Consider the following 25663-nt stretch of genomic DNA (forward strand, 5'->3'; position numbering starts at 1 on the left):
GGCTCTGTTCGCTAGCACCGGCTCGGTGGCTCTGCCAAGTCGCGCTCGCGATAGTCCGAGGGTTTCATCAGCTATTTTAGCTTACATTTTGCCAGGAAAGCAAAGAGCGAAATAGGGCAATATCGCTTTTAGTGAATTCGCCGGCAAGCAGGAATGCCAGCGGGATGAGAAGGGCGAGCGACGGCAGTTTCAAGAGCAGCCAAAATCCGGGAACGGACCAATAAACCGCCACGGCGTAGATTAACCCGCAGACGAGGATACTTCTGATGAGGGTGCGGAAAGGGGGAATAATTCGCCAGATGCGGTAAACTGCCAGCACCGTGGCAACTGCTCCCAAAAAAGCAAATAGGGTGGTTGAAAAAGAAGCCCCAATCGCTCCAAATTTGGGGATTAGCAACCCATGACCGATCGCCGCGAGAGGCACCATCGGTGCCGTCAGGGCAAAGGTCCAATTGGGTTTGTCAGCCGCGATGAGAATGGCTGTATTTACAGAGATTCCGACAAAGGCGATCGAGCCAAACATCAGCACGGCTAACAGGGGCGCTGCCGGCAGAAATGGCTGGCCAAAAATCAGCCCAACAATCTCAGAAGAGGTTCCAGCTGTGAGCGCGGCAAAAGGCAGTATCAACAAAACTAAACGCATCGCATCCTGACTCATTTTTTTTGCCTGTGGGAGATCCCCTTCGCGCAACTTTCGAGTCAGGTTAGACAGGATCACTGGCGAAAAAGACAGGGCAAAGATGCCGGGAACCAGAGACAAGTTTTGCGCTGCCCCGTAGATGCCGGCCTGTTCGGCGGTGCCGCCCAGCGCTTTCAGCATCATTAAATCCAGTTTATCATAGAAACGCATCGATAGCGCGTACAGAAATATCGGCAGAGCGTAATCCCACAATTTTTTGACGGGGAAAGGCTCGTCACAGAACAGCGAGGGGCGGATGTAAAATCGACTGAATGCCAATTCAACCAGCGACGCCCCAACGCTGCCCAGAATTGCTCCTTGCACGGAAAAACCAAGACTGACAAGCAAGACAATTAAGATTAGCCGAGCAATCCAGCGACTGGCACCGGCAATCGCCTGTCTGGAAAAGCCACCCAGCCCCATTTGAATTGAGCGGTGCGCCCTGGCTACAGCGAACAGAATTATTTCCGGGGCGAAGAGCAGCAGGTATGCTGTTAGCTGCGGTTCGCCCAGCAGCCGCGCAATCGGAACCGCTGACAGACACAAGAGAAATGCCGCACTGCCACTCACTAGCAAATACTGCTGCAAGACTGTTGTGCCAACGGGCCGCCAGTCCTCAGCTTCGCTGACAAATTTAATTGTTGTGCGCGAGAAGATAGAGGTCGCACTCCACTCTATCCAGGCAATTATCGTAGAAGCTAAAGTAAACAAGCCGTAGCCGTGTGGCCCGAGCGATCGCGTCAGAAAGATAGCTGTCAGCAAGCCGGTGGGAAACAGGACTGCTTCGCCGGCAAAGGTCTGCAGTGTCCCTTTTAGCGTGCCGCGTCTTGGTTGGGGAGCCGGTGGGTTCATTGAATTAATGAAAGAAGAGGTCAGAAGGAAGAAGCCAGAAGCGAGACGTCAGAAGTGATTTTTGATTCAGACTTCTGACTTCTTCTCACTTTATACTGTTTTGGGCGCGAGCGCCTCAAGAGGCTGGCCAGTCATTTTATCTGGAATCGGTTCGCCCATCAGCGACAGAAACGTTGGAGCCAGATCCAGCAAAGAAACATCGGCGATCGCGCCCCGCCTCTGAATAGATGGCCCGGCTGCCGCAATAAAGCCATTGTGGGAATGGTCGCTGTCCCGGTAAAATTCTGGCTTCTGCTGCCTTAGCTCAGCCTTGGGATGAATCACCCGCTCCATAAAGTGAGTGGCAGGTTTCCACTGCACGAACAGATCGGGTAAAACTGCTGGCGGATCGCCACCAAACAGATCGCAAATCCGCTCCACGCGCCTCACCACCGGTTCGCCGGTTTCCGGATCTTTTAGCTGCATCAAATCTGCCTCCAGCTGGTCGAGCAGCGCCAAATATTCCGCTCCCGGCTCCACAATCCCTTGTGGCTCCCGACCTTTGAGATTCACCCGCACAAAGCCCGGGTAAAAAGAAGGAATGGAGAAAGCTTTTGTCTTCTGCCAATTGGTGCTGTTGCGGAACTGCTCCGCCAGCAGGCGTTCCCGCTTCTCTCGGGAGAGCAACCGCTGGCTGATTGCCACCCGCACCGGCTCAGGTAACACCTTACGCACCAAATCCATCGGAGAGAGAGACTTTTTCCCACTCGGTTCTGGAGCTGCCTGATAGCCTAGCTGCCGGCAAAACGCTTCAATCAGCCCGGTGGTCGGATATTGGTTTTCCATCCCTGTCTCCGACAAGATAAAGACATTGGCTTCGCTAGGTAATTGTGACAGTATCTGGCCCATTTCTCGGTCGAGCGCAGCAAGAACGTCTCGGATCGCATCTTTGAGATCGGGCGCTTCTGGAGTTTGGTTGGGAAGGAGGGCTTCCGGTCGGTGCCGCCAAAACTGGTGGTTCGCAATGTGAGATTCGCAAAAAATAATGACTGTTACGTCATAGCGATCTTGACTCAGCAAGTGGCGGCACAGCGCCCCTTTTTTCTCAATTCGCTCCAACAGCAGGCGGTAAATCTGCCGGTCTTCGGCAGCGTCAAAATTCAAGGTTCCCTCAATTACTATCTGCGGGCCAAAAACTCGGCGCACCTCTTCCAGCAGCTCCTTTGGCTCAGTCGAAGCAGGAGAGGGCGAATGCAGGCTAGCCCAGTCAGCGATCTGAATTCCTTTCAGTTCAGAGATCGGATCGGCGTTTGGCGCGTCAACGACCGCCACTTTTTTATCTGTCCCCTGCAAACAAGACCAGAAAGGACTTATCTTTGCATGCGGTTCGCTGACCGGTTGCAAGTCGTAGGTCCCCGGTTTTAACTGGCGAAAATAGTAGTACCCGTGTTCGTTGCGCGAGATGCCGCTGAACATAGAAGCCCAGAGGCTGTGGGAACATACCAGTTCGGGACCGCCAGTTTGGCCCCAGCATCCCCGTTCCATAATCGAGGCAATAGTGGGCAGGTAGCCTTCTTTTGCCCAGCGCTGGATGGAATCAAGATCGCCTACGTCAAATCCTAAAATAACTAGGGGTGAAGTTTTTCGCTCCAATGTCATTTTTTTTCTCCTGGTGCGCCCGCAATAGCCTCAATTGGTTTCCCTTTTATGTGTTCTGGAATCGGTTCCCCTATCAGCGACAGAAACGTCGGAGCCAAATCCAGCAAAGAAACATGGCCGATATCGCCCCGCCCCTGAATAGATGGCCCCGCCGCCGCCACAAACCCAGAAAGCTTTTCCTGATTGTCTGGGCAATACTGCGGCTTTTCCTGAACCAGCACAGTTTGCGGGTGCGTGACTCTATCCATGAAGCGGTCGCCTGGTTTCCACTCCACAAAAATATCGGGCAGTGAGAGAGGCGGCTGGCAATTAAAAAGTTCCACAGTTCGCGCCACTCGCCTCACTGCTGGCTTGCCGTCGTGCGGATCGACGAGCTGTTTTAAGTCGTCCTCCAGCCGCTGTAAAACAGCCTCATACTCCGCCCCCGGCTCCACAATTCCCTGCGGTTCCCGCCCTTTAAGGTTGACGCGCACAAAGCTGGTGAACAGCGAAGGAATCGCAAAAGCAGTCGTTTTTTGCCAGTCCGTTCCGGCATTTAACTGGTTTGCCAGCAGGCTTTCCTGGGTTGAAGAAGGCAGAAAGCGGCTGATAGCAAGACGCAAAGGCTGCGGGATTATCTGCCGCGCCAGATTCAACAGGCTTGGCTGGCGCTGCCCCGGCGGCAAACTGACGTGATAGCCCAGTTGTCGGCAGAAAGAATCGATTAGGGTAGAAGTGGGATATTCGTCTTGGGAACCGTACAGTGAATAGATGATAATGTTAGCATCTTTCGGCAGTTGCGCCAGCAGCGCCCCGACTTCCCGATCGACAGCTTGATACATATTGCGGATGGCGTGGGTTAACTCGTTTTCCCCACTCGCTGTGCCGTTACCTCGCGCTTCGGGCCGGTATTTCCAAAATTGGGTGCTGGCTGGGTCTGTTTCCGAAAAAGTGATGTTAATTAAATCAAAATTGTCCCGCGCCAGGAGAGTTATGCAGAGTTTTCCTTTCTTCTCGAGTCGCTCTAGCAGGCGGCGGTACATTTGCAAATCATGTTGGAAATCGCTGTCAGGCATCCCAGGAATCATCATTCTCGGGCCAACTAGGTTTAAGACTTCTTTGACTAACTCGGCTGGCTCTGTCGAAGGGGGATCTGGAGAGTGAGTGTGGGTTCCCCAATTGGAAATTTGCATGCCCTGGATACCGGGTATGGGATCGATGTCAGGTACGTCAGCGATGAAAACCTTTTTGGAACGGTCGCAAAAGTAAGACCAGAAGGGAGGGACGCCCTTCACGACATCGCTCGGTTTTAAATTTTCTAGCTCGTAAGTTCCGGGCTTCAACTGCCGGAAGTAATAGTAGCCGTGTTCGGTTCGCGAAATGCCGCTGAATAGCGTTAAGGAAGCGCCATACTCGCAGATCATTTCGGGCCCGCCGGTCGCGCCCCAACATCCCCGTTCCAAAATCGATGCAATGGTTGGCAGGTAACCTTCTCGGGCCCAGCGCAAGATGGCTTCGCGATCGCCAGTATCGAGTCCGAACATGATTAAGGGGGGGGTTTTGGCATTATTTTCCATTGGCGTTCTCCTTAGCTAGTAAAAGAGGTTCATATAAACCGATAAATCTGTCCACAAAAGTTGCTTCGCTGAAGTCTTTCAGCGCCACCTCCCGTCCCGCTTGCCCCATCTGTTCTGCCAGATCGCGGTTTTGCAGCAGCCGCAGCAAAGCCTCTGTTAAAGCACCGGCATCCTCCGGCGGTATGAGAAAGCCGGTGTGACTGTCCCGAACGATTTCGGTCAGTCCCCCAGAACCGCTGGCGACTGCCGCCGTGCCTCGCATCATCGCCTCAGCCGCCACAATCCCGAACGGTTCCTGCCATCGCGACGGGACAGCCTGCACCCATGCACTGGCAAAGTGCAGTTCCATTTCTTCGCGAGACAGGTGCCCCAGCAGAGTGACATTTTGCTGCAGTTTGTATTCGGAAATCAGCTCGGCCAGCGCCTTGCGTTCTGGCCCGTCTCCGGCTACTAACAGCCGCGCCTGGGGAATTTCTGCGGCCACTTTTGCGAATGCCCGCACTAAGATATCCGCACCTTTTTCCCAAACCAGCCTGCCGGCAAAAGCCACGGTTGGCGGCGATGAGAGAGGTGGGCGTTGGGGGCGAATGGGAATCCCATTCCAGACAACTTCCACCGGCTCGATGCCCTCTGCCACCAAGCGCCGCTTTGTTGCTTCGCTATTGGCGACAATTAAATTAAAAGCATCGCGCCAGTGCCGCCACAGTTTCATCTGCAGCATCAGGGGCAGCCAGTCGCGCAGGGGCAGGCAGCCTTTAGTGTAGCACACCGCACCGGCTCTGTCAATGCAGCTTGTCCCATCCGGCAGCATCTTGGTGCCGAGCGGACAAATCGCTCGATACCAGGCAACGTGATACAGGCTGGGTATATCTTTCAGCAAGGGCAAAATCAGCGGCGAAAGTTGCGTCAAAAATATTCTAACATGAACGATATCCGGCTGAAATTTTTTCAGAATTTCACTCAACTTTCGCAACGCCCAAGGATTGGCGGTTTGCAAGAGCGTGCGGAAACTGGAGGTTGTGCCAAAACACTCGCTATCCGCTAGGCTTTCTGCTGCGCCGCCTTTGGCGCAACTGGCAAAAAGTCTGGCGTCGTGCCCCCGCTGCCGCAACCCCTCTCGCAGTGCCAGCATCATCAGTTCAGCGCCCCCAGTCGGCGTTCCGTAGTCGTTAACCAGCAAAATTTTCATCTTTCATCGGCTCAACGCACCTGCCCAACAACTAGACTGCGATAATTTTATAGCGGTTCGGCCCAGAAACCCGGTTTCTTTAAGAAACCGGGTTTCTCAGTCCCTCACTAATATGAGAGACGCTATAGTGGCACTAGACATAGCCCTTCTGGCGATACCACTGAACCGTTTGTTTAATCCCTTCTCGCACGGAAACTTTGGGACAATAGCCCAGTTCTTTTTCTGCTTTGGAAAGATCCAGAATCTTGTCGGCTAGAAACAGAGCGTATCGGTGGACGCGGGGCAACTCAAACCCAAAGCGCTTGTAAACGGTTTCGCCCAGAGCATTGAAAGCGCGATAGGGAGCCACCGGCAGGCTGCCGAATGAATTCTCGATCCCCAATTCTCGGGCAATCATCTCTACCAACTCCTTGACCTTGACCGGTTCTTTGCCGGCGATTAGATAGCATTCCCCTTCTATCCCCTTGGTCTGGGCGCAGCGCCGCAGCCCGTCTACCACGTCTGAGACGTAACCCAAATGATCGTGATTTTCCCCCGTGCCTATCATCCGAAAGCGCTTGGTTGCAATGATTTTAGTCAAACCTAACAAACTCAAGGAACCGGGACCGAAAACACCCGGCAAGCGAACGATCGCGACAGGCAATCCCTCTTTCTGATAGCCAGACCGAACCACCTCCTCACCCAACCACTTCGATTCGCGATAGGCAGAGCTGGGATTGGGGGGCGAGTTTTCAGTAACAGGCGGATTTTTAAGAATTCCATAAACGCCCGCACTGCTAGTATAAACCAGCCTTTCAACATTCGCTTTGAGGGCGGCACGGACTAGATTTTTTGTGCCTTCTATGTTCACTGTAAAGTACAGTTTTATAGAGGTTCCGGGCTTTAACATTTGAGCGGCAAGGTGATAGACCTGCTGGCAACCTGTGACCGCTCTCTCCACCGCACCGGCATCTGTAATGTCTCCGCGAACAATTTCAACATCCAGCTTCTCTAGCAAGGAAGTATCGCTCGATTGCCGCGCCATAATTCTTACGTCGCACCCGTCTTTAACCAGGGTTTCAGTCAGGTGACTCCCCACAAATCCAGTTGCTCCTGTTACCAAAACTTTCATCCTCTGCCTCCCATCGACTCTTTTCTCAGCACCAACATCAGACTTTTTCTGCCCACTGCTTCATCGCGAGCGGTGCTAGTAATGTAGCGTACATCCCGCTCATTTCAGAAGCGCGAGCTACAGCCGACATGACCGCGACCAGTGGCAGGAGCGCCCAGCGGCGGAGCGAACTGATTTCTAGAAGGCGGCTAAATCTGAACCAGCGCCGAATGTCAAGCATGACGTGCCATCCCATAGTCACCAACGGCTCTAAAACACTTGTCCGCGCTATCCATTGATTGGGGTAATCTTTATCCAAGCGCCTTAAGGAGAAAACTTCATAACCGTACCGGAAATGCAAGCTGACGAGCCAATACCGCCACGAGAAGTAATGCGCGACTTGCTGTTTCGGCTGCAAAGCGATTTTGCCTCCTGCGTTCACGATCGCTCGGTAGAGCAGTGGGGAGGCGCAGATCCGTCCGAATTCAGTCCTGTACTGGTGGGTGCGAAAAGTCTCCGCTCGGAAGACAACGTTGTGATCCATAAAGCCTAATGGCTGCGGCAGCTGTCCGCCTTTATTTTTGCCGAGAATCCAGCCCCAAGTGATTGATGCCGCTATTTGCATTATGGTATCATCTGGATTGAAGCCGCTGTCATTTCTAAAAAGACTCGGCCCCACCACGACATCGGCTCCGCTCTCGATCGCTCCCACCGCTGAAGACAGCCAGGTCGATTTCGGACGCACGTCAGAATCGGTAAAGGCGATAATTTCGCCGCAGGCGATTTCAGCGCCTAGATTTTTCAATTCGTAATAGTTAGCGCCATCGATTTCCACCGTCCTCACAGAGAGAAACGGCGTCCCGCTTGAATACAGACGTTTCCATTCCTCAGTTTGTGCGAGGCTCCCAACCAGCACCACCTCTACACGTTCGAGCGGAAAGTCTTGCTGTTTCAGGGCATCCATAGTGGCTGCCGCTGTCCCGAGTTCTCGCGACTCGTTATATCCTTCCACCACCACGGAAACTAGCGGTTTACTGGCGGTTGCTGTTTGTTCTATCGGTGTCTCCATATCGGCGGTCTTTGTATCAGTTTTCATCGGCGTTAACTCTATGATATAATAGGCTTTTATGCGCGGGATGCCGGCGTGTTCATAAAATCCCCGCTTCTAAGGCAATGCGGCTTCCCGTAGCGGCTGATTTCTCCGCTGCTGCGATAACCGCTAGGCTGCAATAGCCATCCCAAAAATCAGGTTTAGTTGGCTGATTCGCTCGCGCAGCCGCTACAAAATGCGCTAGGGCTGCCTGATAAGATGGCTCGTTGCTGGGGGCGAGAATTTTCCCCACTAGGTTGGGGCTGCTCAGGAGGGATTTCAGTCTGCGCCCCAGGGGTTTCAGCCGAGAAGTATCGCGGGTAGCCGGCGCAATTTCAAGATTGGGCACTTGATAGCGGTCGAGTGTCAGTTTGCCGGCTTGACCGTATATTTCAAAGCGGTCCTCATCCACCGCGCTCATGGAAAAGAAGCACTGCACCGGCAGCCCGCCGGTCAGCTGCAATTCTAGCATGGCGCTGTCGCCCTCACTGCGCAGCGTTCGCACCAGAGCCCACACCTGGCTCACTTCTTCTTCAAACAAAAAGCGAACCATATCGATGTGGTGCGAGGCCAAATTCAGCAAAACCCCACCCCCACTTGACCTCAGCTGCTGCCAAACCGGCAGAGTTCTTGCAGCGGAAGAAAACACCGATCGCACGCTCACCACTTCGCCTAGCTGTCCCGATTTTATGTATTCCTTGGCCGCCTGGTAAATTGGATTGAAGCGATAGTTAAAACCCATCATCCCAACCGTACCAGCACTCCGCCAAGCGTCAAGCGCATCTCGCGCATCCTCAAGATTCGCAGCTAGGGGTTTTTCCAAATAGACGTGTTTGCCCAGTTTCAAAGCCGCCTCTGCCGCCTCCGCGTGCAGCCCATTCGGCAAGCAGATAACCGCAGCTCCCACATCTGATTTCTCCAGCATTTCCTGCCAGTCAGAAAAGGCAATCGCCTTTGGCACCCTGCGACTCGCTTCTTCTCGCCGCTGCGGATCTGGTTCCGCCAGCGCCACCAATTCAGCGTCCGGCAGACGCGCCAGCACATTCAAGTGTGCCAGCTGAACGATCCGACCGCAACCGATCAGCCCTACTTTGAGTCTAGACATGCTTCGCTGCTCCTCCCTGCCGGCTTTTTCTCAAACTCCTCATAGTACGACCGTTCAGTATTGACCTCCCACAAATCGTGGTTTTCTCCCAGGATATTTTTCACCGCCAGCATCCCCGCCAGCATCGAGTGATCCTGATTGTTATAGCGGTGCGTGCCGTTCCGCCCCACCGTGTGCAAGTTTTCAATCGTTTCTAAAAAGCTTTTGATAACCTTTAAATGCTGCCGGTATTCGCTGTCGTACACCGGATAGGCTTTCGGCTGGCGGATGACAGTCCCTTCTTCCACGTCGCCCGGACTGGCCAAACCTATCTCGCCCAGCTCCTTAGTTGCCAGCTCGATCAGCGCTGTGTCTGTCATGTTCCAGATCGCATCGCCTTCGTTGCAGAAATATTCCATCCCCAGGCAAGTCTTGCTGGCATCGGGAACCATCGCCGGACTCCAATTCTTGAAGTTCTGTATCCGCCCCACTCTCACCTCTGGCGCGTGAATGTAAATCCAGTTGTCTGGAAATAAATTCGCTCGGTTTATGATGAGGGAGACAATGAGAAACGCCCGGTATTTCAGGCTTTTTGCCGCACGCACCACCTCTTCTGGCGGCGCAGGGTCAAGCCGCAAAATCAGTGAGGTAACAGGCATTGAGGAAATGAAATGTTCCCCACAGAGTTGAACGATTTCCCCTTCCTTTTGGGCGGTAATGCTTGTAATGCGATTCCCTTCCCGCTCCAACTTTAGCACGCCGGTGTTGAGCCACACCTGACCGCCTTGGCTCTCGACTTTCTCCTGAAATCGCTCCCACATCATCCCCGGGCCCAAAACCGGGTAGTCAAATTCCTTAATCAAGCTTTTGGCGTTCTTGCTGCCGAAAAGAGCGTTGAGAATGGCTGTTTTTACCGAGAGTCCTTTGATGCGCTGGGCAGCCCAATCGGCTTGGATGTGGTGACAGGGAACTCCCCAGACTTTTTCAGTGTAAGTTTTGAAGAAGGTTTGGTAGAGGCGCTCGCCGAAGCGATTGATTACCCACTGCTCTAGGGTTTCTTCTTCTTTTAAGGGCTGCCATTTGATTTTGAGGTAGCTCAGCAGCATCAGCAGGCTTTCGATTGGCCCCACATGATAGAGCGTATTGAATATTTCCAGGGGGTAGTTGAAAAACCGGCCCTTATAGTATATGCGCGACAGGCGGGGAACTTTGATGAACTCTTCTCCCAGCACTTCCTGCCACAGTTGCTGCACGGCTTCGACTTTAGTGTAAAATCGGTGGCCGCCAATATCGAAGCGATATCCTCTGTATGTCTCCGTGCGCGATATTCCGCCGACTTTATCGGCTTTTTCCAGCACAGTTGGCAGAATCCCCTGTTTGACCAGTTCGTAGGCAGCGGTCAGCCCAGCGGGACCCGCACCGATAACGATAACCGGCTGACGGTCCATGAGTACACCTCTGAAGTTTTTTGGTATGAGCGCTTTGTTTTAGGTTTTGCGAAAACTCACCCTGAAAGAAGTCAACCGGCGCAGCTGGTAAGCCGCTGTCCCGAGCGCAAAGGCAAGGCCACTATAGAAATAGTACAGCCAGTGCCAAGGTACGGTCTGGATTGCAAATAACAAACCGCGCTGCCGGTGGAAAAAACGATACACCGGCCAATTGATTGCCAGCAGCAATACCCCCTGCAATCCAGCAACGAGTAGAGCGCTTCCCCACCACAATGAAACCACTATAGCACTCAGCAGCCCGTATGTCAAGATGACGCTGATGCGACTTTTCATTTGCAGGTTCAGGTCATTTTTCAGCTGCCGGTCGCGGCAAATCAATTCAGTCCAAGGCAGCGCTCGGTAGAAGAAATCCGCTTTTAATAGCGACACCACTCCCCACCGCTTTAGATGCTTGACTTGCAGCGTTTTCACCAGCCGAATCCTGTACCCCGCCCCCTTGAGCCGGTAGCCCAGTTCGATATCTTCAACCGATGGGTGCCGGTACGATTCGTCGAACCCCCCCATTTTCAAGAAAACCTCTCTCCAGATGCCACCGCAAGCCCCCCAGAAGGTGAACGCTTCCTCAGAAGCTGTCTGGTGAGTGTAGTGGTGGAAAAGGTTTTTATACTGGGACAGGAAATTGCCAGATCCTGGCGCTTCGTCATAAGCTCCTATAATAGCAGCTATCTCTGTCTCCTGAGTGAGGGCACCCGCAATTTGGCTCACGGTATCGGGCGGGATGGCTACGTCAGCATCCATAAAAAAGAGGATGTCACCCTTTGCCATCTGCGCCCCCAAATTCCGCGCCCGCGCCGGTCCCCCAGCTGCCGGTACTCTCAGCACCTTGGCTCCGAATTCCTCAGCTAAACGCCAAGAACCATCTGTATCGCCATCAGCGACGACAATGATTTCCCCAGGGAGAGGATCTAATTTGGCCAAGCTAGACAGACAGGTGCGGAAATTTTCGCCTCCATTGTGGACTGGAATCACAATTGAGATCGTTGGACTGGTAAGGGATGGCATAGCTAAAGCTGTCAGCGTTTGACGCTGGCCCACCGCCTGCGAATAAGCGTTTTAGTGGGCCGTTATTTTTGACTTTTCTTACCCGCTCTTTCAGCTTACAGAGCAAGTCTTTCAATGTCAATGCGCACTCCGCACCTCAAATCTAAAGTTTTTGTGAACCCGAGCGGCTGTTTTTCCCTAGTTTTGTAAAGCTTAATTAAAGCTAGGGGCTGGCGGCTAGCAGCCGGCGGCGGCTGGGGGTTTTAGAGGTTAGCTGCCGGCAGCTCGTGCTTTAAGAAATGTTACATCCGTTCCAGGAGTGGGCCAGAGGTGGGAGGGCTGCCGGTTGCCAGACGACCGGTCAGGGGCATTGCCGGGCAATTTCCTAGGACCGGCCAGAATGCCTGCCCCTGTCCTCCAGATGCGTGCGGGGAAAAAACATTCTCTTGAAACCCGCCCCACCCTAGGGCAAATCACTCACCGGCAAACACAGACCGGCGGCTATCGCCCACCGGCCAATCTTTATTTTCGCCCCCCACGACCAGCTTTTTAATTGCCACATACTCCTTGCTAAATTGAATCAGGGCGTTGAGCAGGACATCCAAAGCGATCGCGTCACTGGTTCCCAGGTCAAACCAGCATCGAGCCCAGGTTCCTTGATACTCAAACTCTCCCATATTGTGCATCAGCGCCATCATGCTGTCCTCAGCAACGTCAAGGTCATACTCCATATAGCTGATATCGATGCCTGCCTCCTGTATCTGGAGATTTTCAGCATTGAACCCCCCCAGCTTGCCGAGAGAAAACCAGGAATTAAAGATTTCCTCAACATACTGCTTCTCCACCTCGCTGGGAACAGTGTCAAACTCCAGCCACACCCACAGATCAAAAGGATTAAATTCGCGAAACTGTACTTGCATCGTCACCCACCCTCTAGTCTAATCGCGGCACTTCACTTGGCCCCCAGATGCCCGGCTCCTCTCTAATTTTATCGCGCAGCGCGTCACAATTTCGCTCTTTCTTATCGAGGTGTCTTTGATTCCTGCACTCCTCAAAGAAAATCTGCTGTACCAGGCTTTTCGGGAGGATGTCCGGTTTGGCCAGAGCGAGCTGAAAATGCTCCTTAGCTTCCCCCTCTTTTTTCAGCTTAACCAGGATTTGAGCTTTTAGATAGTGCACCTCTGGATTGTTGGGCGTCTCGGCAAGGGCGCGATTGATGTATTCCAGCGCCCTGTCATATTGTTTCATATCCCGGTGACCGACCGCAATCCCCCGCTCTGCCAGATAGCGGGGGCTGCCATACTTTTCTAACCGGTCCATTGCCTGACTTGGGTCAGCAAAGGGCAGATTCACCGCCAGCATCAGATCCATATATCCCTTGAGCAAATTGACCTCTGGATCTTCGGGGGCGATTTTTTCAGCCGCATCCAGATGCTGGAACACCAGCCGCAATTTATTCAGCGCTTGCGGAGTCCCCCTGACCGTGCCTTCCTTCTCCAGGATGTAAGCGCCTTCTAAAAAATGGCCAACTGCCGTGTAGAGATTGCCGCGCAAGGGGTTGGTGCCGGCCAGCTTTTCGGCAGTTTCGCGAGTTTTGGTCGCGGAGGCATTGAAACTCCCCTCATCCTCTCGCATGTAAGCTAAAGACGCCTTCATTGCATAAACCAAAGGCTCGTCAGGCTCGCTCGACAGAGCTTTTTCCAGGCGCTCTGTTGCGGCTTTATAGTTCCCCTCCACGAATAGCGCTTTGAACGCAGCTCCTGTATTTTCTCCAACCGCTTGAGCGTTACTGTTGCGGAAGGGATCTTCAGCCAGAGTTGGGCGAGCCGGCAAACAGAGGGTGTGCAGCCCAGTGAGTGCCGTCAGGGCAATCGCAGCTGTGCCGGCCTTCCGCACCAGCTGCCTTCTAGCACTCGCACCAATCCTCCGCACAAGAGTGGGAAACCGCTCTATCATAGTTGGGTCAAAAAAAACAGTACCTGTGGAATCAACACTGTCTCAATCCTACTCACTGCGGCGGGACTTACCCACAGCGGTGAGGCTAAACCGGGTTTCTGGTTCTGGAACGAGAGCTGCAGCGTCCAGACGGCTGGTTGAGAAACCCGGTTTCTGCGTAACTCCTGTGCTGTTCCGCCGAGGCGCGCCGTACCCGGCAGAACTTAGATTGTAGATTCCACCGGCTCTCCTCAAATCCGAGCGTCCCAAATCCGGGTGCCGTTTCCGCACGGCACGGGCTGCGGAAACCGTCGGGCCATCGGGACTCCCGACCGGCAGCTGTGTGCTGGGTGCGACAGTTTGCCAGAATGGATGGCAGGTATCAACTCCCGGCCTCCCCTCTGGATGCCCGGGTTGCCACTCCCCAGCACCACTCGCTCACCTGATCTCGCTCACCTTTAGTGGTACTTTCTGAATGCTCTATCTGAGAAACTTGGTTTACCACCCACCGGCTACCCCCACCCCCATCCTGAAAGCCATCAACCTGGAACTCGCCCCCCAGCAACTGGGGCTGGTGATTGGCCCGAGCGGGTCTGGCAAAACGACCTTACTGGAAATTTTAGCTGGGCTGGCGCAACCCACCGGCGGGAAAGTCTTGTGGCGCGAGGCAGAACTCCTGCCCGAACACCTGCAACAGCTTGCCGGACTGGTGTTTCAGTTTCCAGAGCGGCATTTCTGCGGCAGCACTATTCTACAAGAATTGCGGCTCGGACACCCAGAGTTGGGGTCAGAACAAGTCAGCCAAGCTCTGGGGGAAGTGGGGCTGGCTCACTTGCCGCTGCAAACCTCACCCCATTCCCTAAGCGGCGGACAGCAGCGACGCCTCGCCCTGGCGGTGCAGCTGATTCGCCAGCCCCACTTGCTGCTGCTGGACGAGCCCACTGCCGGTTTGGACTGGTCGATGCGCCGGCAGCTGGTGAATTTGCTCGCCAAGCTGAAAACCCACTGGAGCCTGCTGGTTGTCACTCACGATGCCGGCGATATGTTGAGTGTGGCCGACCGCTGCTGGACTCTCAATCACGGCTCCCTGCTGCCGGTGGAGCCTGATAAGCTCGCTATCACCCAGCAGCTGTCAGCTGTTAGTTCTTGAGCGGTGATTTATAGCGGTTCTAATTGATTGGTAATTTTTTTTGACCGCCGCCGTGAAGGAGCGCCAAGAAAGGAAAAACCTGAATTTCACAAATCATTTAGAATAGCTCGATAAAGTATATGTTACCTCTGCGGAGCGCCCATTTGGAAAATAGTCCACTCTTTTTCTCGTTTCCAGAGGGATCTGGGAGCGAGGGAACGCGAGATTCCTCGGCTCCCCCTGGGAAGGAGGTTAGCGATATTGGATGAAACGATGTCGGATGAATTAGCTGAAAACTCTTTAGTCAAGACTGAAAAGGTTTTGGTGCTGCCGGAAATGATGCCGGTGTGGCAGGAAACGCTGGGCTGGCAGCCCTCTGCCGGCTTCCAGCAGCAATTTCAGCTCCTTTACGAGCTGATTTTGCAGGGGAACAGCCAGATGAATTTAACCCGCATCACCTCTCCAGAGGATTTTTGGGAAAAACATCTCTGGGATTCCCTGCGCGGAATTGCGCCTTTTTTGAAGGCGTCTGCCGGAAGCGCCAGCGGTGAGCCCCCTCCGGATGCCGGCGCGCAACCGGCATCTTCTCACGCGGGTTTGAAAGTTATTGATATTGGCACGGGTGCCGGTTTTCCGGGGCTGCCGGTGGCGATTGTCAAGCCGGAATGGACTGTTTCCCTGCTCGATTCCACTCGCAAAAAAATTGCCTTTGTCAGCTCGCTGATCTCCGATTTGGGGATTGAAAATGCCACGGCGGTGACCGGCAGGGCTGAGGAAATTGGCCAGCAGCCCCAGCACCGGCAGAGTTACGATATCGCCCTCCTGAGAGCGGTCGCACCGGCATCCGTGTGTGCGGAATATGCCCTGCCTTTGCTGAAAACCGGCGGACAGGCTGTTCTCTATCGCGGACACTGGACCGCTCAGGAGACAGACGCCCTGGGCAAGGCGGTGCAGCGCCTCGGCGGCGCGATTGAGTCACTTGAGGCATTCACCACGCCGGTGGACCGGGGCATTCGTCACTGTGTGTGCCTCCGGAAAGTGGCGGCGACACCGGCAGCTTTCCCTCGCCCCACTGGCGTGCCGGCGAAACAGCCGCTCTAGGGACTGTTCTTAACGCACCCCACTCCCCCTCTCCCCTCGTGGGCGCTCTCACTGCCCACATCTCCTAAAAAGCTTATCCCGACAGGGTTTCAGGCGCTAAGCTCCAAGCCTTGCTCTGAAAGCTCTCCCAGGACCAATGGGGAACGCAACAGCTCGCTGCCGGCTGCCGCCGGCGGTGAGGGGGAGCTGTGCGGGACAGCCGGTCCCAAAACTAATATCCGGAAGAAAGCATATATACAAAACCGGTCTAAACTCGGGGTTTTGTGAAAATCATTTAGTCGTAAATCATCTCATTTCCAGGAAATCTCCCGAAAAATGGCCGTGGGGTGGGGGCGTGGACTGGGGTGAGGGGGTGCCGGCAGGGGCGATCGCCACTCGAAGGGGGCAAGTCTGGCCCCGAAAAGCAGATTGGCCCCTCTGCAGCGGGGCCGGTTTAGGCTAAATTTATTAATATCCGGAAGAAAGCATATATACAAAACCGGTCTAAACTCGGGTTTTTGTGAAAATCATTTATCCGTAATACTTATCAGTTACGGTCGGGGCTCGGAAGCCCCTCACCCCCATCCGCTCTGCTTTCGGGGGCTTTTTGAGGGGGGTGAGGGGATGCTTTTGCGGGCGCTCAACCGAACCCGATATCAGCCGGCAGCTTGGGCAAACCGCTTGTTAATTTCCTCCCAGTTGAGAACGTTCCACCAAGCGCTCAAGTAATCGACGCGGCGGTTTTGGTATTTGAGATAGTAGGCGTGCTCCCAAACGTCGTTGCCCATGATAGGATAGCTGCCATCCATGAAGGGGCTGTCCTGGTTAGCGGTGCTGATCACTTCCAGTTTGCCGGTGCCGGTGCGCACCAGCCAAACCCAGCCGCTGCCGAATCGCTTGTTGCCGGCATCGTTGAACTGCTTTTTGAAAGCGTCAAAGCTGCCGAAAGTTTGTTTGATAGCGTCTGCGATCGGGCCGGTGGGCTCCCCGCCGCCATTAGGTTTCATAATTTTCCAGAACATGCTGTGGTTGACGTGTCCGCCGCCATTATTGCGAACCGTCGTCCGAATATCCGAGGGGACGCTGTTGATGTCGCGCAGCAGCTGTTCGGGAGTCTTGCTTTTCAACTCCGGGTGTTTGTCCAGCGCATCGTTGAGGTTTTTGACATAAGCGGCGTGGTGTTTGTCGTGATGGAACTGCATCGTGCGCTCATCGATATGCGGATCGAGGGCGTTGTAGGCGTAGGGTAAAGCCGGCAGCTCGACGTAAGGCTTTGCGTTTTGAGCCACCTGTGTGCTGTCCCCTTTTTTTGAGGGTGTGCGCAAGCTCTCTCCAAACGCCCCGCAAGCGCCGGTGGTGACTGCCCCAACACCGGCTCCCAGCAAAATCAAGAAATTTCGACGATTGAGTGTCATAAGTGGTATAGGCTCCTAAAAAGTCACAGCCATTATAGCAGTTACAAATAATTTGCGTTCTCCCCTCTCTCTTTTCTTGGCGCTCCTTCACGGCGGCGGTTAATAAAAAAACTAATTAGTACCCACTCAATTCTAACTGCTACAGCTGAAATTACTCCTTTGATTAGATTAAATGCCTGCCCCCGCACAGCGCGACTGGATACTTATACTTACCCTGCCACAGGGATGCGAGCCGCAACGGAAGAATTGAGCCGGCTGGATTGGAATCAGTCACTCCAGAATCTTATAATACCATATCCGGCAGATTAACTGCAATCAAAAGCCAGAGAAAGGGGTTCAGGCAATGCGATGATGCCCCACGCCCGAATGCCCCACGCCCGAACAGCCCACGCCCGAACGCCCCACGCCCCATCCCCCTGTCTCGTTTAGGCAGTATAATTAAAGAGTAGAGAGAGGACAAATTATGCAATCCGCCTTCCACCTCAAAACCAACATCTTGCCAGGGAATAAGATTGAAATCGATGTGCCAAGTGGTTCGGTTGGCGAGCCGGTCGATGTTTTCGTCATTTTGCCAGAAAAACCGGAACCCCCACGGCGTTCTGTTATTGAGTTGCTAGAACAGATCCGCAGTCAACGCGCTAGCAAAACCGCTGATGAGATAGACCAGCAGCTGCAAAAGGAGCGGGACTCATGGGAGAGCTAATGATTCCATCCTCGGCCACTGTCTGTGCGGACACATCCGTTCTAATTTACAGTGTGGAGGAAAAGCCTGATTACTGGTCATTGCTGCAACCTCTTTGGTTAAAGTTTCAAGCCGGTGAAATTGAAATTGTCTGTAGCGAACTGGCTTTGATGGAAACTCTAGTCGTCCCTCTGAGAAAATATGATAGCGTTTTGATAGATGCTTACGAACAACTGCTTTTGTCAGCAGGAATACGATTGATTCCCATCACTCAATCTGTGCTGAGGGAAGCGGCGCGTCTCCGCGCTACGACCAATCTGAAAACACCCGACGCCATTCACGCTGCTACAGCCTTAGCTACAGGTTGTACCATGTTTTTGACCAACGACAGAGGGTTTCGAGGTGTGCCCGGTTTACCCGCTGTTATCCTCAGTGAAGTGCTGGCATCTTGATGGGTGCGAGATAGGGAGAGATTGACCGGCGTGCTGTGGGGCTAAAGCCCAACTAGAAACTTTGGGCTAAAGCCTAACTACAAACTTTGGGCTTTAGCCCAACTACGAACCTTTGGGCTTTAGCCCAACTACAAACTTTGGGCTTTAGCCCAACTACGAACTTTGGGCTTTAGCCCAACTACAAACCTTTGGGCTTTAGCCCAACTACAAACTTTGGGCTAAAGCCCAACTACAAACGCCTGCCGACTATTGATGGGTTATAATCAACTGCCTCAAGCTAGCTTCCCAGCGCAAACCTTGGCGCAACTATTCTCAGGAGAGTGCCGTAAAAATCAGCATCAAAACTTCCCCCTCCCCGCTTGCGGGGAGGGGGTTAGGGGGTGGGGTTCAAATTTACTGCTGCGACAGGCGCTTTACGGGTTCTCCCGCCAAAAGCCGGTCAGCCTCCGCCAGCAGCGCCGGTATCTTGTCCGCATGGGGACTTCTCGCCAAACACCGGCTCAAATCCAACTTCTCCACCCCTGAAGCTCTCTCACCCCGAAACCAGTAACTCCCATTCCCCATCAGGTTGTAACGCTTCTTGCCGTAGTCAATCATATCATAAGCCAGCGCCAAATTCCTCAGCCACAAAATCACCGGAATATTAATCCCACCCGGCGTGTCTTCATGCGCCGGCAAACCGATATGCCAGGTGCGCACCCACTCTTCCCCCAGACAGGCGACGGCTTCTTTCTCCAACCTTTCCAAAATTGCCGGCAAAATCTCACCCGCCTTATCCAAAAGAGGCAAAGTCTTTAAATGCTCGTCAAAATCCGTTGGGCGCTCGGGACCCACAGACAGCGTGTGCACCTGCGGATGGCTCAAACAGAACAAATTATTAAACACCATCGGACTCAAAGGCTGGCACAAATTCACTAACTTTTGCGGCGGTTTATAGAGCATTCCACCCTTATCCGAAGGGCTGATAATAAACACGCCCATATCGTGCCGCGTCGCCGCTTCTATTGCCGGCCAGTTGAATTGATTGATGTAATACCAGTGCAGGTTGACGTAATCAAACTGGTTTGTTTCAATTGCCTTGACAATCATCTCAGTGGGTGCGTGGGTGGAAAAGCCAATAAACCGCACCTTTCCCTCATATTGTAGCTTCTTAGCCACCTCCAGACAGCCACCGGCACGAAGGCTCCAGTCCAGCGACTCCGCATGATTGACACCGTGCAGCGCCAGCAAATCAACATACTCCAGCCGCAGGTTCGCCAGCGACTGCTCAAATTTGCGGCGGAACTCGTTTGGATCTGCCACCGGCAAAACTTTAGTCTGGACAATCAGCCTGTCGCGGGGAAAAACCGGCAGAATCTGCCCCAGATGCACCTCAGAGGTGCCGTAAGCTCGCGCCGTTTCAATGTGATTGATTCCCACTTCCATAGCGCGGCGAATCGTGGCTTCCACATTCCGCTGACTTTCCGCTGGAATTTCGGATACCGGCACATCTTGCCACTTGTACTGATATCTCATGCTGCCGCAGGAAAACACCGGCATTGGCAATTCTGTGCGCCCAAATCTTCTGTATTGCATTCTTTAGATTAGATTGTTGTGTTAGGATTTTTAACCGCAGAAGTACAAAGAGAAACGCAGATGTTTTTTTTCCCTGGTTGGTGGGCTGCTGCCTGCATCTTAGAAACCCGGTTTCTTTAAGAAACCGGGTTTCTCTGTATCTGACGCTTCTGGAGAAAAGCTATAATGCTTTTTGGGGATTTCTGGGGGCTCCGCCTCCGGATGTGCGTTCCCAGGCGGACCCTGGGAACGAGATCGATCTAAACTCTCAAAACCCTATATTTCCCGCACCACCGGCTGGCCATCTTTAATTTCGCCAACCAGCACTACTGTGGCGACACCCACGAACAAGCCATTTTCTAAGACTCCGGGAATGTTATTCAAAGTCTTTTCTAGCTCAGCTGGGCTGTCAATGGAGTCAAACTTGACATCTATCACGAAATTGCCCTGGTCGGTAATCACCGGCCCCGCTTTTTTCACCCCCATGCGCAGTTGCGGTTTGCCGCCCAACTTTTCAATCGCCCGCATCACCGGCGTCATCGCCATTGGCAGCACCTCCACCGGCAGCAGGAACGTGGAACCCAGCTTGTCCACCAGCTTGGAACTGTCCACCACCACGATAAACTGATCCGCCAGCGCATCGACAATTTTCTCGCGGGTGTGGGCAGCGCCGCCGCCTTTTATCAAGTTTTTATTCGGATCTACTTCATCGGCACCATCAATGGCCACATCAATCCGGTCAACATCATTGAGCGTCACCAGGGGAATCCCGTACTGCTTTGCCAGCACTTCCGCTTGAAAAGATGTCGGAATGCCCTGAATGTCTTTTAAATCGCCGGTTTTCAGGCGCTCACCGAGGTACTGGAGGGCATACGCCGTCGTTGAGCCGGTGCCCAGCCCCACAATTGTGCCCGATTGCACCCGGTCTGCAGCCGCCTTACCGACTTGCTGCTTCATCACCGTAACCGGGTCAGCTGCTGTGGTCATAACCAAAACTCCTCCGCAAATACTGTGGTGCCACGAATGCTAAGGTTTAGTTTAGTATCATGCGGCACCTTTACTAACTTCACCGGCACGCCTATTACCGTTTCCGCGCTCCTCCGGACTGTAAAGCGCCCGATACCACCCGCTGCAACGCTCCCCTCGCTTAGGTTTTACTGAATTTCTCCGCCTCTAAAATCCAAAATCCACAATCCAAAATCTAAAATCGACATGGCCCCGATCTCGGAAAACCAAGAACAGCAGCACCCCCAGGCTCATATAGATGGCGAGACTGTCAAAAGCCTGCCCGAACAGAACCCCAGCGATTACAACCTCGCCGAGCTAGCGCGGCTGCTGATTCGCTATCGCGGCTTTCCCGGTGCCAGAGATATCCAGAAAGCCTTGCAAGAAACTCTCCAGCGCTGGAGCTTGACAGAAGAAGAGCTTTATGCTAAGACGCGGGAGATTCACGCTGCCGGTGGGGTGTACAAAAATCGAAATAAGAGAGGAGAGGAAGAGGATTAGAGTTAGCCGCTGGCATGCCGGCAGCCATAGGGTGCGCCAGAGGTAAGACACCCGGTTTCTTTAAGAAATCGGGTGTCTGAAACAAGCGTGAGAAACCAAGTTTTTTGATAGTCCTTACTGCAAATATTACTCGGTAGGAGTCATTTGTTTTGCAGAGTCTTGCGCCACCGGCTCTTGGGCCATACTAGCAGCCACAGGCGGACGGCCCCAGGGAGCTAAATGCCCCTCAGGGATTTTAGCGCTACTGGGGGCGGGAGGTCTGACCGCCGGCATTTGCTTCTTCAATTGCATGCCAGCGATTGCAGAAGCTTGCGCATCCATGACAGCGCTCAGAGGCGCTAGACTTTGCGCCAGCTGAGTTTGCTGCTCCAGCAGCTGCGTCGAAGACACCAAACCGCTCAGCCCATTAACCAGCCGTTTAATATTAGTGCGGAAAGACGGGTCGCCGGTCAGCTCATCCAAATCCGACGTAATCTTCTGGGCGTTCTGAAACGTAGCGCGAGCCGAATCTAGGGTCTGTTGCAGCATAACCAAGTTAGCCGGATCGGAAAGCTGGCGCAAATTGGCTGAAGCAGCAGCCGCATTGGCAGACACATCTTCTAGATTGCGGATAAATTGTCCCTCCGACAAGTCGCGCAACCGGGTTGAGGCAGCAGCCGCATTAGCAGACAGAATATCGAGATTGCGGACAAGCTCTCCCTGCTCCACCTGATTGAGAACAGGTCTGAGACTGCGCAAAGTCTGACCCATTTCGGCGCTGGTTTGGCTGATATTGTTAAGGGTTGCAACCAAAGTGGAGCGGTTGGACACGACGAGATCGTTAACATTTGCCGTCAGGCGATTCATCTGAGCTGCAGTTGCTCCCAGTTGCCCTGCTGTGGAGCCGATTTGAACAGTCATTGCGCCAACTTGATTGGAAACCCGCTCCAGGGAGTCCCCAACTTTAGTAGAAGTCCGGTCAACTGAAACCGCCATTCGATCGGCGGTCTGAGCCAGGGAATTCGCCGTTGTCGAGAAACTTTTTAGTTCTTGCCTGACTGTTTGAGTCAAACCAGAGAGCTCCCCGGTTAACTTAGCCACCCCCCCTGTAGCCGAAGCAGCATTTGTGGCCAAGGATTCAATTTTTTGAAAAAAAACGGGGTCCGTAATCAGCCGGGTTAATTGTACAGTAGAGCGGATTAGCTCGTCAAAGCTGACCCCTGGCTGGCCTTGCAGGCGCGATTTGTCACAAACAATCAAGTCTTTATTGCAGTTGCGATCGAGCGGCTTAGCCACATTCGCCACATCTGGTATCGTCTTCAGGGGTCTGATATCGATGGAACTCTCACCGATCAGACCTGACTCAGTAGCTTCGATCTCAACTGGACGCGGTATCACCAAATCTGCCGGTGAAATTTGAATAGTGACATCCACGCCATTCGCTCCCGGCTTAATCTCAGTAATTTGGCCGATCTCTACGCCGCGATACCGAACGGGTGCCCCTTCTTGCATCCCCCCAGCATCCTGGAACTCAACCACAACCGTATAGCTTTTCTTGCCGAGAGTCAGTCCTCCTAACCAGAAAACTAGAGCGCCAAAGCAACTCAGCCCCAGCACGAGCAACAGACCCACCGAGCCTTCTCGAACCGTTCGCGACCGCATATTTATTCCTCCCTACTATTGTATAATTAGCCCTGATTCTCGGCAGTCTTAAGGGGAGAAACCGGGTTTCGTAGGAGTTACCCAGTTGCTGGCAAGGGTTTCTGTGAGAGGGGAGAAACCGGGTTTCGTAGGAGTTACCTGGTTTCTAGCAAAGGTTTATTTGAGAAACCCGGTTTCTGGCATGCTAAGAGCTATCCTAACCGACGAGCTGGATGGGGCCGGTGACGCTGCCGGTGAAAAACTGTCGCACCAGGGGGTTCTCCACGGTGTCAATATCGCTGACAGTGCCCTCCCACTGCACCTTGCCTTGGTAGAGAAACACGATGCGGTCAGCAGTGCGGCGGATAGTGCTATCTTGGTGAGTGACCATCACATAGGTACTGCAGCCGCCTTTGGCTTGCAGGTCGCGAATTAAATCCTCAATCACCGTAGAGGCGATCGGGTCCAAACCGGCAGTGGGCTCGTCGTAGAGAATCACCTCTGGGGTGTCGCGAGGGTCGTGCGGGTTGCCCATGATAGCGCGGGCGAAGCTGACTCGCTTGCGCATCCCGCCAGAGAGTTCGGCAGGGTAGCGATCTCCAATCCCAGACAGCCCCACCATATCCAGACTTTTATTCACCAGTTCGCGAATTTCCCGGCGCGGCAGTTTGGAGCGCTGGTACAGCAGGAAGCCAACGTTTTCGTCCACCGTTAGGGAGTCAAACAGAGCCGCCTGCTGAAACACCATGCTAATCCGCAGCGGATCTTCCACATCGCCAATCAGCCCCTCGCGCAACTGTCCTTGGACATAGACCTCACCGGCATCGGGAGCCTCCAACCCCGCCACAATCCGCAGGCTAGTGGACTTCCCCGTCCCAGACGGGCCGATAATGGCCAAGGCTTCCCCCCGATAGACACTCAAATCGATGCGATCCAAGACGACATTGCTGCCAAAGGACTTACAGATTCCCTTGAGTTCGATTAGCGGCTCGTACATAGAATGTCAAGTCAAGTGGGTCGGCGCATCTTGGAGCGCAGACTGCTGCCAATTTAGCAGACGATATACTCTCTGACAGTATATCTTGGGAGGGAGAGAGCCTCGCCCGCCCGTGAGCCACCTGCAACTTTGCTCACAGACTCCATGTCACCTAGACTTTAGAAGCTAATTCCTTTTCCTGAGCGCCTCATCTCCTTAGCGTGTAAATTTGTCTGACAAACCCTTTTATCCCTCTCGGTTGGATCGGCCATGTCAATCGGTTTATTCAAACAAGTCCTGCAGTCCGGAAGTCGGACTCCGAATCGAATCAGCCAGTGGTTTAAGTGGTTGTCCCCCGGATTGCTGGTGAAGCGCTGGCTGCTCCTGAGCGCCACAGGAGTGCTGCTCGCCAGTCTCGGCATAGCGATCTGGATTAAGCTAACCCCCATTTTTTACTTGATCCAGCTCATCCAAGACCTGTTCGAGCTCCTTACCCGCGCCATCCCCAGCTACATCAGCGGGCCACTTGTCCTGCTTTTTGGAATGATCTTGATTTTCTTGGGACAAACCCGCACCGTGGGCTCGATCACCCAGGCGCTGATGCCTCAAGGGGATGAAGAGCTCGTTGACGTGCTGCTCAGCCACCGCAAGCTGCACCGGGGCCCAAAAATTGTGGCCATTGGGGGCGGCACCGGCCTTTCCACGTTGCTCAGGGGGCTGAAAAAGTACAGCGCCAACATTACGGCCATTGTCACGGTGGCCGATGATGGTGGGTCTTCAGGCCGGCTGCGCCGGGAAAATGGGGTGCTGCCGCCGGGGGATATTCGCAACTGCCTAGCCGCCCTCGCCGATGAGGAAAAATTATTAACAGAACTGTTTCAATATCGCTTTCGCGCCGGCAACGGACTGCTCGGCCACAGTTTTGGCAACCTGTTCCTCACCGCTATGAGCGACATTACCGGCGACTTGGAGCAGGCGATCGCGGCCAGCTCTAAAGTCCTCGCTGTGCGGGGAGAAGTCCTGCCCGCCACCCTCTGCGATGTCAACCTCTGGGCTGAGCTGGCGGACGGACGCCGCATTGAAGGGGAGTCCAGCATCACACAAGCCGGTGGCAACATTAGCAAAATCGGCTGCACGCCGGCCAATCCCCCTGCCTTGCCCAAAGCCCTGCAAGCCATTCGCGAAGCTGATTTTATTATTATCGGCCCAGGCAGCCTCTACACCAGCGTCATTCCCAATCTTTTGGTGCCCGAAATCGCCAGTGAAATCGCCGGGCGGCAAGTCCCCCGCATCTATGTCTGCAACATGATGACCCAGCCCGGCGAAACCCAAGGATACACTGTTGCCGACCACATCAGAGCCATCGACAGCGCCTGTGGCCAGCCCCTGTTCACTGCTGTGCTCGCCCAGCGCAAAGTCCCTTCCGCCAAAGCCCTGATCCGCTACGCTCAGGAAAAATCCCATCCCGTTTTTCTCGACCGCGAAGCCGTCGCGCAGCTGGGCCGCCGCATTGTCTTGGCCAATGTCATGGAGGAAGATCCCGAAACGGGTTACGTCCGCCACAACCCCCACCAGCTCGCCCGCGTGCTGCTGCGCTGGTACAGCCGCGCCCAAGCGGTATAATTTTCAAGTTTCAATTTTCAATTT

The 25663-nt window shown here is 53.8% G+C and carries 22 protein-coding genes; 6 read left to right on the forward strand and 16 right to left on the reverse strand.

Annotation, left to right across the window (positions count from 1 at the left end):
* Nucleotides 1-76: 76 nt before the first annotated feature.
* The 11 genes from OSC10802_RS0105430 to OSC10802_RS0105480 form a co-directional block, all read right to left on the reverse strand.
* Nucleotides 77-1531, reverse strand: coding sequence for a lipopolysaccharide biosynthesis protein (locus tag OSC10802_RS0105430; RefSeq protein ID WP_017715766.1), 1455 nt, complete (start codon nt 1529-1531; stop codon nt 77-79).
* A gap of 90 nt (nt 1532-1621) precedes the next feature.
* Nucleotides 1622-3169: an alkaline phosphatase family protein gene (locus OSC10802_RS0105435; protein ID WP_017715767.1), complete on the reverse strand. Its 1548-nt coding sequence runs from the start codon at nt 3167-3169 to the stop codon at nt 1622-1624.
* Nucleotides 3166-4725, reverse strand: a complete 1560-nt coding sequence (locus tag OSC10802_RS0105440; protein WP_017715768.1) for an alkaline phosphatase family protein — start codon at nt 4723-4725, stop codon at nt 3166-3168. The genes OSC10802_RS0105435 and OSC10802_RS0105440 overlap by 4 nt, the downstream gene beginning before the upstream one ends.
* A complete protein-coding gene (locus OSC10802_RS0105445; RefSeq protein WP_017715769.1) occupies nt 4715-5914 on the reverse strand; it encodes a glycosyltransferase family 4 protein in 1200 nt (399 codons plus the stop codon). The genes OSC10802_RS0105440 and OSC10802_RS0105445 overlap by 11 nt, the downstream gene beginning before the upstream one ends.
* Nucleotides 5915-6047: 133 nt before the next feature.
* Nucleotides 6048-7025, reverse strand: a complete 978-nt coding sequence (locus OSC10802_RS0105450) for an NAD-dependent epimerase/dehydratase family protein (protein WP_017715770.1) — start codon at nt 7023-7025, stop codon at nt 6048-6050.
* A gap of 37 nt (nt 7026-7062) precedes the next feature.
* Nucleotides 7063-8100 (reverse strand): glycosyltransferase family 2 protein, encoded by a 1038-nt coding sequence (locus tag OSC10802_RS0105455; RefSeq protein ID WP_017715771.1) that lies wholly within the window; start codon nt 8098-8100, stop codon nt 7063-7065.
* A gap of 52 nt (nt 8101-8152) precedes the next feature.
* On the reverse strand, nt 8153-9199 hold the full coding sequence (locus OSC10802_RS0105460; RefSeq protein ID WP_017715772.1) for a Gfo/Idh/MocA family protein: 1047 nt from the start codon (nt 9197-9199) through the stop codon (nt 8153-8155).
* Nucleotides 9181-10626, reverse strand: a complete 1446-nt coding sequence (locus OSC10802_RS0105465) for an NAD(P)/FAD-dependent oxidoreductase (RefSeq protein WP_017715773.1) — start codon at nt 10624-10626, stop codon at nt 9181-9183. The genes OSC10802_RS0105460 and OSC10802_RS0105465 overlap by 19 nt, the downstream gene beginning before the upstream one ends.
* 39 nt (nt 10627-10665) lie before the next feature.
* Nucleotides 10666-11688, reverse strand: a complete 1023-nt coding sequence (locus OSC10802_RS0105470; protein WP_026098191.1) for a glycosyltransferase family 2 protein — start codon at nt 11686-11688, stop codon at nt 10666-10668.
* Between the two features lie 452 nt (nt 11689-12140).
* On the reverse strand, nt 12141-12587 hold the full coding sequence (locus OSC10802_RS0105475) for a DUF3531 family protein (RefSeq protein ID WP_017715775.1): 447 nt from the start codon (nt 12585-12587) through the stop codon (nt 12141-12143).
* A 13-nt stretch (nt 12588-12600) separates the two neighbouring features.
* Nucleotides 12601-13623 (reverse strand): Sll0314/Alr1548 family TPR repeat-containing protein, encoded by a 1023-nt coding sequence (locus OSC10802_RS0105480; protein WP_017715776.1) that lies wholly within the window; start codon nt 13621-13623, stop codon nt 12601-12603.
* Between the two features lie 454 nt (nt 13624-14077).
* On the opposite strand from OSC10802_RS0105480, the gene OSC10802_RS0105485 reads away from it, so the two are divergent.
* Together OSC10802_RS0105485 and rsmG are read left to right on the forward strand one after the other, a co-directional pair.
* Nucleotides 14078-14752 carry an ABC transporter ATP-binding protein gene (locus OSC10802_RS0105485; protein WP_026098192.1) on the forward strand — a complete coding sequence of 225 codons (675 nt, stop codon included), beginning with the start codon at nt 14078-14080 and terminating at the stop codon, nt 14750-14752.
* 252 nt (nt 14753-15004) lie between these two features.
* Nucleotides 15005-15832, forward strand: a complete 828-nt coding sequence (rsmG, locus tag OSC10802_RS0105490) for a 16S rRNA (guanine(527)-N(7))-methyltransferase RsmG (RefSeq protein ID WP_017715778.1) — start codon at nt 15005-15007, stop codon at nt 15830-15832.
* 635 nt (nt 15833-16467) lie between these two features.
* Here rsmG and OSC10802_RS0105495 read toward each other — a convergent pair.
* Nucleotides 16468-17226: a superoxide dismutase gene (locus tag OSC10802_RS0105495; RefSeq protein ID WP_026098194.1), complete on the reverse strand. Its 759-nt coding sequence runs from the start codon at nt 17224-17226 to the stop codon at nt 16468-16470.
* A gap of 463 nt (nt 17227-17689) precedes the next feature.
* Here OSC10802_RS0105495 and OSC10802_RS0105500 point away from each other — a divergent pair, with 463 nt between their 5' ends.
* On the forward strand, nt 17690-17929 hold the full coding sequence (locus OSC10802_RS0105500) for a hypothetical protein (RefSeq protein ID WP_017715780.1): 240 nt from the start codon (nt 17690-17692) through the stop codon (nt 17927-17929).
* Nucleotides 17917-18360 (forward strand): type II toxin-antitoxin system VapC family toxin, encoded by a 444-nt coding sequence (locus OSC10802_RS0105505; RefSeq protein WP_026098195.1) that lies wholly within the window; start codon nt 17917-17919, stop codon nt 18358-18360. Before OSC10802_RS0105500 ends, OSC10802_RS0105505 begins: the two co-directional genes overlap by 13 nt.
* Nucleotides 18361-18753: 393 nt before the next feature.
* On the opposite strand, the gene OSC10802_RS0105510 is transcribed toward OSC10802_RS0105505, so the two are convergent.
* Entirely contained in the window at nt 18754-19935 is a 1182-nt protein-coding gene (locus tag OSC10802_RS0105510; RefSeq protein ID WP_017715782.1) for an aldo/keto reductase, read from the reverse strand.
* Between the two features lie 255 nt (nt 19936-20190).
* On the reverse strand, nt 20191-20901 hold the full coding sequence (rpiA, locus tag OSC10802_RS0105515; RefSeq protein WP_017715783.1) for a ribose-5-phosphate isomerase RpiA: 711 nt from the start codon (nt 20899-20901) through the stop codon (nt 20191-20193).
* Nucleotides 20902-21126: 225 nt separating this feature from the next.
* Here rpiA and OSC10802_RS0105520 point away from each other — a divergent pair, with 225 nt between their 5' ends.
* Nucleotides 21127-21420: a DUF3288 family protein gene (locus OSC10802_RS0105520; RefSeq protein ID WP_017715784.1), complete on the forward strand. Its 294-nt coding sequence runs from the start codon at nt 21127-21129 to the stop codon at nt 21418-21420.
* A gap of 126 nt (nt 21421-21546) precedes the next feature.
* Here the strand turns inward: OSC10802_RS0105520 and OSC10802_RS0105525 are convergent, their stop codons facing one another.
* Entirely contained in the window at nt 21547-23061 is a 1515-nt protein-coding gene (locus tag OSC10802_RS0105525; RefSeq protein WP_017715785.1) for an MlaD family protein, read from the reverse strand.
* A gap of 196 nt (nt 23062-23257) precedes the next feature.
* A complete protein-coding gene (locus tag OSC10802_RS0105530) occupies nt 23258-24037 on the reverse strand; it encodes an ABC transporter ATP-binding protein (RefSeq protein WP_017715786.1) in 780 nt (259 codons plus the stop codon).
* A 249-nt stretch (nt 24038-24286) separates the two neighbouring features.
* Between OSC10802_RS0105530 and OSC10802_RS0105535 the strand changes: the two genes are divergently transcribed.
* Nucleotides 24287-25639 carry a gluconeogenesis factor YvcK family protein gene (locus OSC10802_RS0105535; RefSeq protein ID WP_017715787.1) on the forward strand — a complete coding sequence of 451 codons (1353 nt, stop codon included), beginning with the start codon at nt 24287-24289 and terminating at the stop codon, nt 25637-25639.
* Nucleotides 25640-25663: the final 24 nt, after the last annotated feature.

The organism is Kamptonema formosum PCC 10802, from assembly GCF_000332335.1.
GTDB lineage: Bacteria > Cyanobacteriota > Cyanobacteriia > Cyanobacteriales > Oscillatoriaceae > Oscillatoria.

What these genes read in the sequence shown, in the direction of transcription:
- OSC10802_RS0105470 (WP_026098191.1), bottom strand. Translation starts at nt 11,688, where the DNA reads ATGCCATCCCTTACCAGTCCAACGATCTCAATTGTGATTCCAGTCCAC.
- OSC10802_RS0105520 (WP_017715784.1), top strand. Translation starts at nt 21,127, where the DNA reads ATGGCCCCGATCTCGGAAAACCAAGAACAGCAGCACCCCCAGGCTCAT.
- rpiA (WP_017715783.1), bottom strand. Translation starts at nt 20,901, where the DNA reads ATGACCACAGCAGCTGACCCGGTTACGGTGATGAAGCAGCAAGTCGGT.
- OSC10802_RS0105440 (WP_017715768.1), bottom strand. Translation starts at nt 4,725, where the DNA reads ATGGAAAATAATGCCAAAACCCCCCCCTTAATCATGTTCGGACTCGAT.
- OSC10802_RS0105505 (WP_026098195.1), top strand. Translation starts at nt 17,917, where the DNA reads ATGGGAGAGCTAATGATTCCATCCTCGGCCACTGTCTGTGCGGACACA.
- OSC10802_RS0105445 (WP_017715769.1), bottom strand. Translation starts at nt 5,914, where the DNA reads ATGAAAATTTTGCTGGTTAACGACTACGGAACGCCGACTGGGGGCGCT.
- OSC10802_RS0105530 (WP_017715786.1), bottom strand. Translation starts at nt 24,037, where the DNA reads ATGTACGAGCCGCTAATCGAACTCAAGGGAATCTGTAAGTCCTTTGGC.
- OSC10802_RS0105535 (WP_017715787.1), top strand. Translation starts at nt 24,287, where the DNA reads ATGTCAATCGGTTTATTCAAACAAGTCCTGCAGTCCGGAAGTCGGACT.
- OSC10802_RS0105465 (WP_017715773.1), bottom strand. Translation starts at nt 10,626, where the DNA reads ATGGACCGTCAGCCGGTTATCGTTATCGGTGCGGGTCCCGCTGGGCTG.
- OSC10802_RS0105475 (WP_017715775.1), bottom strand. Translation starts at nt 12,587, where the DNA reads ATGCAAGTACAGTTTCGCGAATTTAATCCTTTTGATCTGTGGGTGTGG.
- OSC10802_RS0105495 (WP_026098194.1), bottom strand. Translation starts at nt 17,226, where the DNA reads ATGACACTCAATCGTCGAAATTTCTTGATTTTGCTGGGAGCCGGTGTT.
- OSC10802_RS0105435 (WP_017715767.1), bottom strand. Translation starts at nt 3,169, where the DNA reads ATGACATTGGAGCGAAAAACTTCACCCCTAGTTATTTTAGGATTTGAC.
- OSC10802_RS0105460 (WP_017715772.1), bottom strand. Translation starts at nt 9,199, where the DNA reads ATGTCTAGACTCAAAGTAGGGCTGATCGGTTGCGGTCGGATCGTTCAG.
- OSC10802_RS0105485 (WP_026098192.1), top strand. Translation starts at nt 14,078, where the DNA reads ATGCTCTATCTGAGAAACTTGGTTTACCACCCACCGGCTACCCCCACC.
- OSC10802_RS0105430 (WP_017715766.1), bottom strand. Translation starts at nt 1,531, where the DNA reads ATGAACCCACCGGCTCCCCAACCAAGACGCGGCACGCTAAAAGGGACA.
- rsmG (WP_017715778.1), top strand. Translation starts at nt 15,005, where the DNA reads ATGTCGGATGAATTAGCTGAAAACTCTTTAGTCAAGACTGAAAAGGTT.
- OSC10802_RS0105510 (WP_017715782.1), bottom strand. Translation starts at nt 19,935, where the DNA reads ATGCAATACAGAAGATTTGGGCGCACAGAATTGCCAATGCCGGTGTTT.
- OSC10802_RS0105450 (WP_017715770.1), bottom strand. Translation starts at nt 7,025, where the DNA reads ATGAAAGTTTTGGTAACAGGAGCAACTGGATTTGTGGGGAGTCACCTG.
- OSC10802_RS0105455 (WP_017715771.1), bottom strand. Translation starts at nt 8,100, where the DNA reads ATGAAAACTGATACAAAGACCGCCGATATGGAGACACCGATAGAACAA.
- OSC10802_RS0105500 (WP_017715780.1), top strand. Translation starts at nt 17,690, where the DNA reads ATGCAATCCGCCTTCCACCTCAAAACCAACATCTTGCCAGGGAATAAG.
- OSC10802_RS0105480 (WP_017715776.1), bottom strand. Translation starts at nt 13,623, where the DNA reads ATGATAGAGCGGTTTCCCACTCTTGTGCGGAGGATTGGTGCGAGTGCT.
- OSC10802_RS0105525 (WP_017715785.1), bottom strand. Translation starts at nt 23,061, where the DNA reads ATGCGGTCGCGAACGGTTCGAGAAGGCTCGGTGGGTCTGTTGCTCGTG.